Source organism: Rhodobacter aestuarii (assembly GCF_900156655.1).
Lineage (GTDB): Bacteria > Pseudomonadota > Alphaproteobacteria > Rhodobacterales > Rhodobacteraceae > Rhodobacter > Rhodobacter aestuarii.
In genome coordinates, this window is sequence record NZ_FTOG01000016.1 from 1 (window position 1) to 12,630 (window position 12,630).

14 protein-coding genes, 1 tRNA gene and 1 pseudogene are annotated in these 12,630 nt (G+C 62.0%); 10 read left to right on the forward strand and 6 right to left on the reverse strand.

Translation table 11 applies throughout. From position 1 onward, the window contains the following. Positions 1-173: 173 nt before the first annotated feature. Positions 174-272, reverse strand: a pseudogene (locus BW967_RS17280) (multicopper oxidase domain-containing protein); the annotation flags it as partial. A 97-nt stretch (positions 273-369) separates the two neighbouring features. Next, complete coding sequence (locus BW967_RS17285; RefSeq protein WP_108188661.1) at positions 370-684, reverse strand: hypothetical protein; 315 nt, start codon at positions 682-684, stop codon at positions 370-372. Positions 685-699: 15 nt separating this feature from the next. Between BW967_RS17285 and BW967_RS17290 the strand changes: the two genes are divergently transcribed. The 5 genes from BW967_RS17290 (at position 700) to BW967_RS17315 (ending at position 3,433) form a co-directional block, all read left to right on the forward strand. Continuing rightward, positions 700-897, forward strand: a complete 198-nt coding sequence (locus BW967_RS17290) for a hypothetical protein (RefSeq protein ID WP_076486351.1) — start codon at positions 700-702, stop codon at positions 895-897. Beyond that, entirely contained in the window at positions 894-1,244 is a 351-nt protein-coding gene (locus BW967_RS17295; protein WP_076486352.1) for a hypothetical protein, read from the forward strand. Before BW967_RS17290 ends, BW967_RS17295 begins: the two co-directional genes overlap by 4 nt. Continuing rightward, positions 1,241-1,438 carry a hypothetical protein gene (locus tag BW967_RS17300; RefSeq protein WP_076486353.1) on the forward strand — a complete coding sequence of 66 codons (198 nt, stop codon included), beginning with the start codon at positions 1,241-1,243 and terminating at the stop codon, positions 1,436-1,438. Before BW967_RS17295 ends, BW967_RS17300 begins: the two co-directional genes overlap by 4 nt. A 12-nt stretch (positions 1,439-1,450) precedes the next feature. Continuing rightward, positions 1,451-2,185 carry a hypothetical protein gene (locus tag BW967_RS17305; protein WP_076486354.1) on the forward strand — a complete coding sequence of 245 codons (735 nt, stop codon included), beginning with the start codon at positions 1,451-1,453 and terminating at the stop codon, positions 2,183-2,185. 561 nt (positions 2,186-2,746) lie between these two features. Continuing rightward, complete coding sequence (locus BW967_RS17315) at positions 2,747-3,433, forward strand: tyrosine-type recombinase/integrase (RefSeq protein WP_245826610.1); 687 nt, start codon at positions 2,747-2,749, stop codon at positions 3,431-3,433. Positions 3,434-3,459: 26 nt separating this feature from the next. On the opposite strand, the gene BW967_RS17320 is transcribed toward BW967_RS17315, so the two are convergent. Continuing rightward, positions 3,460-3,535 (reverse strand) — tRNA-Ile (locus BW967_RS17320). 87 nt (positions 3,536-3,622) lie between these two features. After that, on the reverse strand, positions 3,623-3,958 hold the full coding sequence (locus BW967_RS17325) for a cysteine-rich small domain-containing protein (RefSeq protein ID WP_076486356.1): 336 nt from the start codon (positions 3,956-3,958) through the stop codon (positions 3,623-3,625). 143 nt (positions 3,959-4,101) lie between these two features. Here BW967_RS17325 and BW967_RS17330 point away from each other — a divergent pair, with 143 nt between their 5' ends. From BW967_RS17330 to BW967_RS17350, 5 genes are all read left to right on the forward strand, one after another. Then, positions 4,102-5,067: an NAD(P)H-binding protein gene (locus tag BW967_RS17330; RefSeq protein WP_076486357.1), complete on the forward strand. Its 966-nt coding sequence runs from the start codon at positions 4,102-4,104 to the stop codon at positions 5,065-5,067. Positions 5,068-5,168: 101 nt separating this feature from the next. Beyond that, the gene (gene msrB / locus BW967_RS17335; protein ID WP_076486358.1) at positions 5,169-5,645 is read left to right on the forward strand and encodes a peptide-methionine (R)-S-oxide reductase MsrB; all 477 of its coding nucleotides are present in this window, start codon (positions 5,169-5,171) and stop codon (positions 5,643-5,645) included. Between the two features lie 3 nt (positions 5,646-5,648). Then, positions 5,649-7,517, forward strand: coding sequence for a redoxin domain-containing protein (locus BW967_RS17340; RefSeq protein ID WP_076486359.1), 1,869 nt, complete (start codon positions 5,649-5,651; stop codon positions 7,515-7,517). Between the two features lie 11 nt (positions 7,518-7,528). Further along, on the forward strand, positions 7,529-8,200 hold the full coding sequence (gene msrA / locus BW967_RS17345) for a peptide-methionine (S)-S-oxide reductase MsrA (RefSeq protein WP_076486360.1): 672 nt from the start codon (positions 7,529-7,531) through the stop codon (positions 8,198-8,200). 93 nt (positions 8,201-8,293) lie between these two features. Next, a complete protein-coding gene (locus BW967_RS17350) occupies positions 8,294-9,760 on the forward strand; it encodes a cytochrome P450 (RefSeq protein WP_076486361.1) in 1,467 nt (488 codons plus the stop codon). 6 nt (positions 9,761-9,766) lie between these two features. Here BW967_RS17350 and BW967_RS17355 read toward each other — a convergent pair whose 3' ends face one another. Continuing rightward, positions 9,767-11,530 (reverse strand): hypothetical protein, encoded by a 1,764-nt coding sequence (locus BW967_RS17355; protein WP_076486362.1) that lies wholly within the window; start codon positions 11,528-11,530, stop codon positions 9,767-9,769. After that, positions 11,527-12,630: a protein-glutamate methylesterase/protein-glutamine glutaminase gene (locus tag BW967_RS18800; RefSeq protein WP_076486363.1), complete on the reverse strand. Its 1,104-nt coding sequence runs from the start codon at positions 12,628-12,630 to the stop codon at positions 11,527-11,529. Before BW967_RS18800 ends, BW967_RS17355 begins: the two co-directional genes overlap by 4 nt.

Here is a 12,630-nt window from a genome sequence, read left to right on the forward strand (position 1 = left end):
CTGGTGACGATGAACGCGCTGCGGCTTTTGCTGTTCCGCCCGGGCGCGCAGACGCAACGCCCCTGAATGGACCGCAGCTGCCTCATCGCCGCGGTATGGGCGGGCAACGGTTCAGGCAGCAAGGGCGAGACGCGCGCGGCGCGACCGGGTTTGTCGGGGCATCGCGGCGCCTGTCACCCGCGCACGGCGAATTCGGTCATCATGCCCGAGGCCAGATGCCTCATGTGGTGACAATGCAGCATCCAGGGCGCGGCCTCGCCGGCATCAAGCGCAAAACCTTCACCAGAGCTGACGTTCACGCGTTGGGCAACGAAGGTCCGGGTTTCAACGGTCCCGTCGCAGCAGGTCAAGATCGCGCGCCCGAAACCACTAGGGGATCCGGCCAAGGCGCTCGCGCGGGCGGGCAAGGCCGCACGTCAGCGCACGCAATTCGCGCCGGGTAAGGCCGAACACCGCCTCGACCGACACCCGACCGTGTAGCGCGAGGGGCAGTTCGGGGCAGGCGCGGCCGATCTCGGCGCAGGTCTCGGGGCCAAGCGCGGCGGCGGTGATCGGCCCGGACCAGAGGCTCTCCACCACCGCACCCTCGGCCACAAGCAGTTTGCCTTGCCGTGCCAAAGTCCGCCACGACAACAGATGGTTGCCCGCCGAGATCCGCAGCAGCTGGCCGCATCTGAATGCCAAAGCGGAGGCCGCCGAATGAGCCGCAATCCGATCACCGCAAAGATCAGCGAAACCCCCACCGCCCAGGTACAGCGCGAACTAGCCTTTGCCAAACTGCACTCGCCCTTTGACCTGCTGCTCAAAGTGCGCGCGGCCATCTTGCAGCGTTGCGCCGAGCAACACGGGCGAACCCTCGCCGTGCTCGAGAAAGCACTGGAAGGCGGTGCGGCATGAGCGGGAAGTGGCACTGCCGGTTATTTTGGGGCAATCCCTACACATCCCCGCCCCATAATATGCCGCGCATAGCCCTGTCTGTGCTGTGCGATCTACCTTATCCGATCCCGGATGAGATCGTGCGGATGTCGGCCCCGGGAACCAAATACGCGCCGGGCACTGGCTGGACCATCGGCTGGGAGTGTATCGAGCAGCGCCCAGTTCGCCGATGGAGCACCGAGGCCAAGGGGCGGGTCAGACACCAAAACCTACGCCGCCGGATCGAGAAACGGTTTCCGCTCTTTGCGGAAATGTTCATCGCGGACGAGCTGGCGCGCCGTCCCCAGTATTTCAGAGGTGAAGCATGACCCTCGCCATTGGCATTGCCCTTATCACGCTTGGCGCCCTCGGGCTCGCCTTCATCTTCCACTTAGCCGAAGCCGCCAAAGAAGAGGAAACCAACGGCCTCGGCCTCGCCATCGCCGCCACGATCCTGCCGATCCTCTACGCCTCAAGCGCGATCATCTGCGTTGGCGTGGCGCTGGCGTTCAACCTGATCTGAGGGGGGCGCGCTATGGCTGACAAACAGATCCCCTTTTCTGCGCCAATGGTGCGGGCGCTGCTTGAGGGGCACAAGACGCAGACGCGGCGCCTTCTTAGGCCACAGCCATCGAAACCATGGGGCTCGGCTTGCATGGACGGGCCACGCTGGTGGACCTGCGACAGCCTCACCCTCGAGGTGATCGAAGAATGGCGGCTGCCTTGGTCGAAGGGCGACCGCCTCTATGTGCGCGAGGCGTGGCGGACAATGGACGGCTTAGATCCTCTCAGCGGCAAACAGATTGCCGAGAAATGCGCCGAGGCTGGCTATCGTCGGGCGTGGGCGCCGATCCAGTATGAAGCTGACGGCGGTCGCGACAACTGGATTAGGGAGCCGCATGGCTGGGGCACAGAGCCGGGCCGCTATCGTCACGCTCGGTTTATGCCCCGCTGGGCCTTACGCCTCACCCTGATCGTGACCGATGTGCGGGTGCAACAGCTGCAGGAGATCAGCGAGGCGGATGCTATGGCAGAGGGCGGCACTTCTGAAAACGGTGAAGTCCCTTTCGGAGAGGGTTACGCCGATGCATATTGGTTCAATCACGGGCAAAATCACGGAAACAGCTTCGACACGCCGCGCGAAAGTTTCCGCGACCTCTGGAACAGCTTGCACGGCCGCGACGCATGGGGTGCCAACCCGTTGGTGGTGGCAATCAGCTTTGACGTGATCCGGGCGAATATCGACAGCGTGGGCTCTCGCAATGGGTAAACACGATCCCCACTTTACCCCCCGACTGATGCCAGCCCCGGAGGCCGCGCACTATTTGGGCGTGTCCGAATCCATGCTGCGGCAGCTCGATCTGCCCCGGCGCATGCTGGGCGCGAAACGCCTTTACGATCGCTTTGATCTTGACGCCTATGCTTCCTCCTTGCCCATTGAAGGCGAGAGCTAGGGGGAATCGGCATGCGATCACCTGTTTGGGGTGTCCAGTTGAAGGGGATCAGGCGCCAGCGTCGTGGTGACCGCGTGGTGAAATATCATCGCGCCACGGGCATCCGCTTGCCGGATTTGCCCGAAACGCACCCGGATTTTGTGGCCGCATGGGCAACAGCCGAGGCGAGCCTGAAAGACCCAATCGCCATTGCGCGCCGAAAAGGCCAGCCGCGCCTTTGCCGAGCTGTCAAAGCTCTATCAATCCATCTTGCGCCGCGACTTTGATGCGATTGAAACCGCTTACGGTACCGCCCCCCTCAAAGGGCTCAAGCCGCGCCATATCGAGGCGGACCTCGACAAGCTCAGCGCCGATGCCGCCAACAAGCGCCTAAAAGCATGGCGGCGCGTGCTTGGCGGGCCAAGCGCCGGGGCGAGATCGAAGTCGACCCATCACTTGGCGTCAAGCGCTCCAAGCCGAAAACAGATGGCTATCCAGCGTGGACCCATGCCGAGGTCGCAGCCTTTCGCGCGCACTGGCCCATCGGAACAGTGGCCCGCGCCTGCTTTGAACTCGTTTGCTGGACCGGCGCGCGCACCAAAGACGCGATAACCCTTGGCCCGCGCAATATCGACCACGATGGCGTACTGACATATCGGCAGACAAAAACCGGCAACCCGGCACTTGTGCCATGGTCCAGCCCGCTGCCACCCTATGCGATTGGCTGGGCCGATGAGCGCGAAACCGTCAAGGCCGCACTCTCTTGCCTCGCCGGGGGCTTTACCTTTCTTGAAGCGCAAGGCCGAGTGCGATCGGTCAAAGGGCTGGGCAATGTGATCCGCGATGCCGCAGCGGCTGCCGGCATCGAGAAGTCAGCGCACGGCCTGCGCAAATACCGGCTCACCGCCATCGCGGAATCGGGCTGGCAGGCGTATGCGATCATGGCGTGGGGCGGCCACCAGACGCTTGCAGAGGCCGAGCATTACACGCGCTCAGCGGACCGAAAACGCCTTGTGATGGGGCAGGGACAAACGGGGAACGTTGTGTCACCCGCACGCCTTGATACAAAAACGGCGAAAAACTAAGCATTCTCAATGCCATTTCGCCGCTCTGGTAGGCCCGGAGGGACTCGAACCCCCAACCAAGGCGTTATGAGCGCCCTGCTCTAACCATTGAGCTACAGGCCCCCAGAGTGCGCAAAGGCTTACGGATGGCAGCCGCCTCGGTCAAGACGACATGCACGCCAAAATCCGTCAAAACGCCTCAGCCGGCGATCAGGCTTTGCTGGGCGGTTGCGGGCGGCGGGTGGGGGGCTCGGTTTGCGGCGCACCCGACCAGACGACCGGATATTCCAGCCAGCGCTGCACAAAGTTCCACGAATGCGAAAACCCGTCATGCGGCAAGGTGCAGGCGGAGCAATCCTTGCGCTTCACGCCATTGGCGCTGTCGAGCACCTTATAGGGGCCGGGGCATTCATAGGCGATGAGCGGGCAGTAGCAAAACAGGCAGTTGAACTCGCGCTGCACGCCCTCGTGGCACGGCAAAAAGGGGCAATTGGTATTGGTGAAGCCTTTGAACCCTTCGTTCGTCGTGCTGTCTTTGGGTTGCATGATCTGGCCCTCTCTCCCGCTTGGCGGCTTTATGAAGGGCGCGGCCTGCGCAGGTCAAGCATTGCGCTGCAAGCTGCGCGCAATTGCGCGTGGTGGGGCGCGCCAAGGCTGTTAGGATGGCGGCGAAACGGAAGGACCCTGCCATGACATCTTTGCGCTATCGCACCCTGCTTTTGGGCGGAACCGGCACGATTGGCCGCGCCACAGCACAGGCTTTGCTTGAAGCCGGGCACGGGGTGACGGCGCTGGTGCGGCCGGGGACCGACCCTGCACTTTTGCCCGGCTGCACGCTGGTCGAAGGCGATGTGACCGCGCCCGATACTGTGGAAAACCTGCTCAAAGCGCAGCCCCATGCCGCGATTGTGTCCTGCCTTGCCAGCCGTACTGGCGCACCCGAGGATGCTTGGGAGATTGACCACCGCGCGCATTCTTTGGCGTTGGAGGCGGCGCTCGAAACGCGGGTGCAGCGCTTCGTGCTGTTGTCTGCGATTTGTGTGCAAAAACCGCATCTTGCGTTTCAAAAAGCCAAGATCGCCTTTGAATCGCAACTGCGCGCCTCGCCGCTCATCTGGTCAATCGTGCGGCCCACGGCGTTTTTCAAATCGCTTTCCGGCCAAGTGCCGCGGGTGCAAGCGGGCAAGCCGTTTTTGGTGTTTGGCGATGGCACCCGCACGGCCTGTAAACCGATTTCGGATGCCGATCTGGGGCGGTTCATCGCCTCTTGCCTGACCGATGCGGATAAAGAGCGTAAGATCCTGCCGATTGGTGGCCCCGGCCCGGCGATCACCCCGCTGGATCAAGCGGCAATGCTTGAACGGCTCACCGGCCAACCGGTCAAAATCAAGCATGTCCCCTTTGCGCTGATGGATGTGATCGTCGGTGTGCTTGGTGCGCTCGGGAAGGTGGCCCCCAAGTTCAAAGCCAAAGCAGAATTGGCCAAAATCGGGCGCTATTATGCGACTGAGAGCATGTTGTTGTGGAACCCGCAAACCGGGTGCTACGACCCCGAGGCCACACCCGAATATGGCACCGACCGGTTGGAGGACCATTACGCCGCGATGTTGCGCGGCGAGGTGGGCGATGATCGCGGCGCGCATGCAATCTTTTGACTTCACGCATTGGTGCGCGGAAGTGACGTGACAGCTTGCCGCACCGTGCTACCTTCGCAAAACCGCCCCCCCAATTGGGGTGGTGCGCAGCGGAGGACCCTATGCAACGACGCCAATTCCTGATGACGTCCTGCCTTGCCGCCCTGTTTGGGGGCGTGCGTTTGGCACAGGCCGAGGAAAGCTTTCCCGTCAGCTATAGTGATGCGGAATGGCAAGAGCGGTTGAGCCCGGATCAATATGCGATTTTGCGCAAGCATGGGACGGAATACCCCTTCACCAGCCCGCTCTTGAAAGAGCATCGCAAGGGCGTTTTTGCCTGTGCGGGCTGCGAACAGGAGCTGTTTTCTTCGGACACGAAATATGAAAGCGGCACTGGCTGGCCTAGCTTTTGGCAACCGATTGAAACCGGGGCCGTGGGCGAAACGGTGGACCGCAGCATGGGGATGGTCCGGACCGAGGTGCATTGCGCGCGCTGTGGCGGGCATTTGGGTCATGTGTTCAACGATGGCCCTCGGCCTACGGGATTGCGCTATTGCATGAACGGGGTGGCGATGACCTTTCAACCCGCTGAGGCCTAAGCCATGACGCTGGCCTTGCTCGCTTATCTTGGGGGCGTTCTAACCATTCTGAGCCCCTGCATTTTGCCGGTTCTGCCTTTTGTCTTTGCCCGCGCCGGGCTTTCCTTCTGGCGCGGTCCTGCGCCGATGCTCGTCGGGATGGCTTTGGCTTTCGCGGCGGTGGCAACGCTCGCCGCCGTGGGCGGTGGTTGGGCCGTGGCGGCAAACCAATGGGGCCGTTGGATTGCGCTTGCACTCTTGGCCGCCTTTGGGCTGATGCTGCTTCTTCCGGGGCTGTCGGATCGGCTCTCGCGCCCCGTGGTTGCGCTTGGCAACCGTCTTTCCACGCAGGCAGAGGCACAACCCTCGATTGGTGGCTCTGTGCTTTTGGGCATTGCCACCGGGCTGTTGTGGGCGCCCTGCGCGGGGCCAATTTTGGGGCTAATCCTTACAGGGGCGGCGCTGAATGGTGCCAGCCTTGGCACCACCGCGCTGCTTTTGGCCTATGCGCTGGGTGCAGCGACGGCGCTGGGGGTGGCCGCTTTTGCAGGCGGGCGGCTCTTTGCGGCTTTGAAGCGCAGCCTTGGCTTTGGCGAAGGGCTGCGACGGGTGCTAGGCGTCGCCGTTTTGGCAGGCGTGGCCGGGATTGCGCTTGGCCTAGATACGGGCATTTTGACGAAACTCTCCACCGCTTCCACCAATCGGCTGGAAGCGGGCCTGATCGAGAAACTTGGACCGCAGGAAACCGCCTCTGTCGTGATGCCGGAAGCGGGCGGCGCAATGATGATGCAGGGCGGTCCGGCGATGATGGCAGGCGGGGCGGCGATGACTGGCCCTGCGATGACTGGCGGCCCCGCCATGACGGGCAACCCAGCATTGATGATGGCGGCCGATCCGGCCATGGTCGGCACGGGCGCGGCCGCTTTGCCGATTGAAGGGCAAATGCCGCCGCTTGAGGGCGCGGTGCAATGGCTGAACTCCGATCCGCTCACGGCAGAAGAATTGCGCGGCAAGGTCGTGCTGATCGACTTTTGGACCTATTCCTGCATCAACTGCCTGCGTGCGATCCCCTATGTCAAAGCTTGGGCCGAGACTTATGGCCCGCAGGGGCTCGTGGTGATTGGTGTTCATGCGCCGGAATTCGCCTTTGAGAAAGACCCGCGCAATGTCACCCGTGCAGCCAATGACCTTGGCATCACCTACCCTGTCGCGCTTGATAATGACTATGCAATTTGGCGCGCCTTCCAAAACCGCTTTTGGCCCGCGCATTACTTTATCGATGCCGAGGGGCGCATTCGTCACCACCACTTTGGTGAGGGTGGCTATGAAGAATCAGAACAGGTGATCCAGCAGCTTTTGGCCGAAGCGGGGCTAAGCAAAGTTGCCCTGCCGCCAACCGAGGTGACCGGGAGCGGGGTATCCGCCGCAGCAAATATGGCTGAGGTTCTCTCGCCCGAGACCTATTTGGGCCATGCCCGCGCCGCCAATAACTTCAATGCCGAAGGTTTGGTGGCTAATGAGGCGCATGATTATGCCGCGGCCACGGACCTTCGGCTGAATGAATGGAGCTTTGATGGTCGTTGGGCCGTGGGGGAAGAGGCCGCGCGGTTGGCTGGCCCAGAGGGTGCGATCAACTTCCGTTTCCATGCGCGAGATGTGCATTTGGTGCTTTCGCCCGGCGTTGCGGCAAAGCCCGTGCCTTTCACCGTCACCATTGATGGCCAGCCCCCCGGCGCAGATGCGGGGCTTGATGTCGATGCCGAGGGGCGCGGCACTGTCACCACTGACCGGCTTTATCAGCTTTACCGCGCCAAGGGGGCGGTGGGCGAGCACCTGTTCGAAATCCGCTTTGACCACCCCGGTGTCGAAGCTTTTGCCTTCACCTTCGGATAAAGGAGTGCGTGATGAAACGCCCGATCCTCGCCCTTGCTTTGATCCTGTCGCTTGGCCAGCCGGTGCTGGCAAAAGAGGGGGTAGCAATCCCCGCCCCCACCGCCAGCATTGCGGAAGCTGGGCCGCAAACCGCCGTGTTCGCAGGTGGATGCTTTTGGGGTGTGCAGGGAGTGTTCCAACACACCAAGGGGGTGATTTCCGCGACCTCAGGTTATGCGGGCGGGGCGGCGGGCACGGCCAATTACAAACAGGTAAGCCGGGGCACCACCGCCCATGCCGAGGCGGTGCAGGTGGTCTATGACCCCGCGCAGGTCAGCTATGGCGATTTGTTGCAAATCTTCTTTTCCGTTGCCCATGACCCAACGCAGTTGAACCGCCAAGGGCCGGATTGGGGCACGCAATATCGCTCTGCCCTGTTCCCGATGACCGAGGAACAAGAGCAACTGGCAAAAGACTATATCGGCCAGCTCAATCGCGCCCGCGTTTATGACGCGGCGATTGTGACCAAGCTCGAAGGTGCGCAGCCGTTTTACCCGGCGGAGGATTATCATCAAAACTTCCTCGCCCGAAACCCGATGCATCCTTACATCGTGCAAGAAGACCTACCCAAGATTGAGGCACTCAAACGTCTGTTCCCGCAAGAGTTTCAGGCCACGCCCGTGCTTTTGGATCTGACCAACTAAGCGGGTTCGAATTGCGTGGCGGGTTTGACTATGGTCAACCTCGTTCCTGTCGGTTCATGCGAGTAAGGGCCGAAAGACAGACCGAGAGGACCGATGGAACCCGCTGCCAAGACCGATGCTGCCCAATGCCCCTTCGCGCACCGCCGCCCGGTCAAGCCGCCGCCACGCCCCGAAAAAGTGGGTGTCCGTGATTTCTTCCGGTTGGTGCGGCAAGACATTCTGGCGGTGCAACCAAAGCGGCTGTTTCATGCGTGGATGGCAGAGTTCCGCTCGCCCTTCTTCACCTCTTATCTGTGCAATGATCCCGACCTTGTGGATTTGGTGCTGACCCGGCGGCCCAATGATTTTCCCAAATCTTTGCGGTTGTTTGAGGGGCTGACACCGCTTTTGGGGCATTCGATCTTCATCACCAATGGGCCGGAATGGGAACGCCAGCGCCGGATCATTGACCCCGCTTTTGATGGGGGTCGCACCAAAGAAGTGCTGCCCGCAATGTGGGATGCGGCGGTGTCTTGCGTGGAGCGGCTGCGCCCGCTGGCCGACGGTCGCCCGGTCGATGTGGAAGGCCAAGCAAGCCATGTGGCTTTGGACGTGATCTTCCGCACCATGTTCTCGATCCCGGTGGAACATGCCACCGCGAATGCGGTCTTTGATGCCTTCCGCGCGCACCAAGCCTCGCGCCCGATGGTGAACACGGGCACCCTGTTCAGCCTGCCGCGCTGGTTGCCGAAACTGCGCTTTGGCGCGACCAACCGCACCGCCAAGCAAATCCGGGGTTTCATTTCGAGCCTTGTCGAGACGCGAGCGGCAGAAATTGCGGCAGGCACCGCGCCCGATGATTTGGCGACGCGGATCATGACCACGCCCGACCCGGAAGATGGCAAATGCTTCACGCCGGGTGAGATGGTGGATCAGGTTGGGATCTTCTTGCTGGCAGGCCATGAAACGGGGGCGGCGGCGCTTGCTTGGTCGCTTTACCTGATGGCGCTTTATCCTGAATGGCAGGAGCAACTTGCCGCCGAGGCGCAAGAGGTGATCGACCCTGAAAAGATCTATGCCTCTTCCGTCTCGCGCCTGAAGCTAAGCCGCGCGGTATTCCGGGAATCGATGCGGCTTTACCCGCCGGTGCCGATGTATCTGCGCGAAACCGTACAGGAAGAAGAATTCCGGGGCCGCAAGGTGGAGAAAGGCTCGCTTGTCGTGGTCAGCCCGTGGCACCTGCACCGCCATGAACGGATTTGGAAGAACCCGGATGATTTCGACCCAACCCGGTGGGACACGCCCGAGGGGCGCGAAAGCTCGCGGCTGTCTTACATCCCGTTCTCGGCGGGGCCGCGGGTCTGCCCCGGCGCGGGCTTTGCAATGGCGGAAGGCCCGCTGCTGCTGGGTATGATCTTGCGCAACTACAAGGTGCATATGATCGAGGGGCGCGAGCCGATGCCGGTCGCGCAGCTGACCGTGCGGGGCCGCGATGGGATATGGCTGGGCCTCACCCTGCGGGAAGCCCCCAAGGTTGCCGAAAAGACAACCGAAAAAGCCCCGATGGCTGAGCCGGTTTAACCCGGCTCAGATCGCCTCATCGAAGAAGAGGAAATCGTCATCCGACCCGGAACTGGGGGGCGGGCTGTCGAAATCATCGAACAAGGTCACCTCATCATCGCTGGTGCCCGTCGGCGTGCCGATGATCGTTTCCGGATCGACCCCGATCGTGCCGAGCCAAGTATCAAGCACATTGCGTTCGATTTCGATCGACAGAATATCACGCAGATGCGCGATCAGCGCGACCTCGTCTTTGGTCAGGATAAACTTGCGGGTGCGCGGCTCACGCGAAATAGCCATCGCCACCTCATCCACCAATTGGCGCAATTCTTTTTGATGGTCTTCCATCGCCTTCACGCCCGCAGCAATGCCGCCCGATAGCTGCGATTGGTTTGCATTGATCGCATCTCGCGCATCCGCCAAGGCGGAGCGCAGCTTTTCAAGCCCCTGCGTGACTTCCAATTCCAGCCCGCCACGGATTTTCTGCGTTTCTTGTGCTTGCTGATCCAGCATCTCGGCCACGGTGCTTGCCGATTTGCGCATCGCATCCAGATCACGATGCATATGCACAACGCAGGTGCTGCTTTGCTCGACAAGATCACGCAATTGATGCGCGATCACTTTGAGCGGCAAGCCATCCTGCCCAAGGCTTGAACAGGCGATCACCGCATTGATGCCAATCAGGTTCATGCGCGCCTCAAGCGCGCCGATTTCCTGCACCAAGCCTTGAACCCGCTCGACGCCAGCGCTGAGTCGCAAAGCGTCATCGCCAAGGTCTTGTTGCAGGGCCGAAACATCGGCCAGAACGGTCTCGATCTGGGTGAAAGATCGCAAAAGCTCCACCACCCCGGTTCGCCCGGGGCTGAACAGATCATCGACTTCCGCCAAGAAAGTGGTGGTTTGGTTGGTGGCGAGCCGTAGCTGGCGTTCCAGCAAGGAAACCTGCGGTGCGTGGCGCTCGGTCGCGTCAAACATCTGCCGTTGCACCAGCGCCAAAAGCGCCGCTTGCAAGCCAAGCCCCGGCGCGCGGTCACAGACCGCCTCAAACATTTCTTCGATATGCTCAAGCCGCTGCCGCATCGCATCGCCCGATTGCAGCGCAAAAACGGATTTGGACACGGCATCGCGGATCGTCAGCGCCCCGCGCGACAGCTTGCCGCCCTGTGTGGTCAGTGCGCCGATATGGTCTTCCAACTGACCAAGCCCGGTGAAGATGTCGCCCAGCACCACGGCGGCACGTTCGTCCAATTGCCGCCCCAAATCGGCGGAACGGCCGCGGGCCACCTCGACCGCCTCATCCAGATGCGCCAGGGCATCGTTGATTTCCACCAACTTGCCAAAGGCTTGTTGCACCAATTCGGCGGCATCGCGGGTAAAGACTGTCATCGAGTCTTTCACATCGACCATCGGCGCCACGGTCACGCGCGCATTCAACGCGACAATGTTCATGGTGCGGATCGTGCGCGACAATTGCGCCACGGCCGAATGCATGGTGCGCGCTGTTTCCAGCGTGTTCGAAAGCGGCGTGCGCGCCTCCTGTACGCTTGCCAAAAGCGCATGCAGCATCGTTTCAAAGCGGCGGATCGTGGCGGCCAGCCCCTGCACTTCGCCCGCAGAGGCAAGCTCAGAAATAGCACCGATGGGCCGTTCCACGGTTTCAAAACGGTCACAGACCGACATGAGTGCGCTGCCAGTGGTCAAAAAATGCGCCTCGGTGCGTTCGCGCACCTCACGCACCTTTTCACGCCCGGTTTCGGCGGTCCGGCAGAGGGAGGATTTGGCTGAGGTCATGCGGCTCCATCCCGGTGTTTCGGGCGCGTGGCCCCCGTGAAGCTGGTGATTTGGTTCGGGATCGCGTGAAGCGGCAACTCACGCTCTGCCCCGCCCATTTCGACGGCCTCGCGCGGCATGCCGTAGACGACGCAGGTTGCTTCATCTTGGGCAATCGTGCGGGCACCGTTTTGGTACATCTCCAGCATCCCCGCAGCGCCATCCGAGCCCATGCCGGTGAGGATGATCCCGAGCGCATTGGCCCCCGCTTGCTGCGCGGTGGAGCGGAACAGCACGTCGACCGAAGGACGGTGGCGGGTGACATAAGGCCCATCCAGAAGGCTCACCTGATAACCGCGCCCGACGCGCCGCAACACCATATGGCGGTTGCCCGGTGCGATCAGTGCCAGCCCGGGGGCGACGGTATCGCCCGTTTCAGCTTCCTTCACGGTGATTTGGCACAGCCCATCAAGGCGGCGCGCAAAGGCCCCGGTAAAGGCTTCGGGCATATGCTGCACAATCACGATACCCGGCGCATCCGCTGGCAAGGCGGTCAGCACCTCGCGCAAAGCCTCGGTGCCACCGGTCGAGGCACCAATCGCGATGAGCGGGGCGGTTTGCGGCACAGCCACCGGTTCACGATAGGGCAAGATCACATCGGCGGTGAATTTCTCTCCGGGGCTTAGCGCATCGGGGCGCATCTTGCGGCCCTTGCGCGCGGCCACAGCGGCGCGCAAGGCATCGCCCAGACGGATCGCGGCTTCGCGCCGCGCCTCGGGGCTGTCAAAGCGCGGCTTTGCCAGAACCTCGGCGGCACCGCTTTCAAGCGCCTTGATCATCGCCTGCGAGCCGCTTTCGGTATGGCTCGAGCAGACGACGACCGGCAGCGGACGCTGCGACATGATTTTGCGCAGGAAGGTCAGCCCATCCATTTTCGGCAATTCAAGATCCAGCAGCATCACGTCAGGCAGCGTGTCGCGCATCATTTTCGCGGCTTCATAAGGGTCGGCGGCCGCGCCCATCAGGCTCAGCCCCGGATCTTCGCGCACGATCGAGGCGAAGGCCGAACGGATCGCGGCGGAATCATCAACAATCAGAACATTTAACGGCGCTGCGCTCAT

What these genes read in the sequence shown, in the direction of transcription:
- BW967_RS17330 (WP_076486357.1), top strand. Translation starts at nt 4,102, where the DNA reads ATGACATCTTTGCGCTATCGCACCCTGCTTTTGGGCGGAACCGGCACG.
- BW967_RS17325 (WP_076486356.1), bottom strand. Translation starts at nt 3,958, where the DNA reads ATGCAACCCAAAGACAGCACGACGAACGAAGGGTTCAAAGGCTTCACC.
- BW967_RS17315 (WP_245826610.1), top strand. Translation starts at nt 2,747, where the DNA reads ATGGCGGCGCGTGCTTGGCGGGCCAAGCGCCGGGGCGAGATCGAAGTC.
- msrA (WP_076486360.1), top strand. Translation starts at nt 7,529, where the DNA reads ATGAAACGCCCGATCCTCGCCCTTGCTTTGATCCTGTCGCTTGGCCAG.
- BW967_RS17295 (WP_076486352.1), top strand. Translation starts at nt 894, where the DNA reads ATGAGCGGGAAGTGGCACTGCCGGTTATTTTGGGGCAATCCCTACACA.
- BW967_RS17350 (WP_076486361.1), top strand. Translation starts at nt 8,294, where the DNA reads ATGGAACCCGCTGCCAAGACCGATGCTGCCCAATGCCCCTTCGCGCAC.
- BW967_RS18800 (WP_076486363.1), bottom strand. Translation starts at nt 12,630, where the DNA reads ATGAGCGCAGCGCCGTTAAATGTTCTGATTGTTGATGATTCCGCCGCG.
- BW967_RS17305 (WP_076486354.1), top strand. Translation starts at nt 1,451, where the DNA reads ATGGCTGACAAACAGATCCCCTTTTCTGCGCCAATGGTGCGGGCGCTG.
- BW967_RS17340 (WP_076486359.1), top strand. Translation starts at nt 5,649, where the DNA reads ATGACGCTGGCCTTGCTCGCTTATCTTGGGGGCGTTCTAACCATTCTG.
- BW967_RS17355 (WP_076486362.1), bottom strand. Translation starts at nt 11,530, where the DNA reads ATGACCTCAGCCAAATCCTCCCTCTGCCGGACCGCCGAAACCGGGCGT.
- msrB (WP_076486358.1), top strand. Translation starts at nt 5,169, where the DNA reads ATGCAACGACGCCAATTCCTGATGACGTCCTGCCTTGCCGCCCTGTTT.
- BW967_RS17290 (WP_076486351.1), top strand. Translation starts at nt 700, where the DNA reads ATGAGCCGCAATCCGATCACCGCAAAGATCAGCGAAACCCCCACCGCC.
- BW967_RS17300 (WP_076486353.1), top strand. Translation starts at nt 1,241, where the DNA reads ATGACCCTCGCCATTGGCATTGCCCTTATCACGCTTGGCGCCCTCGGG.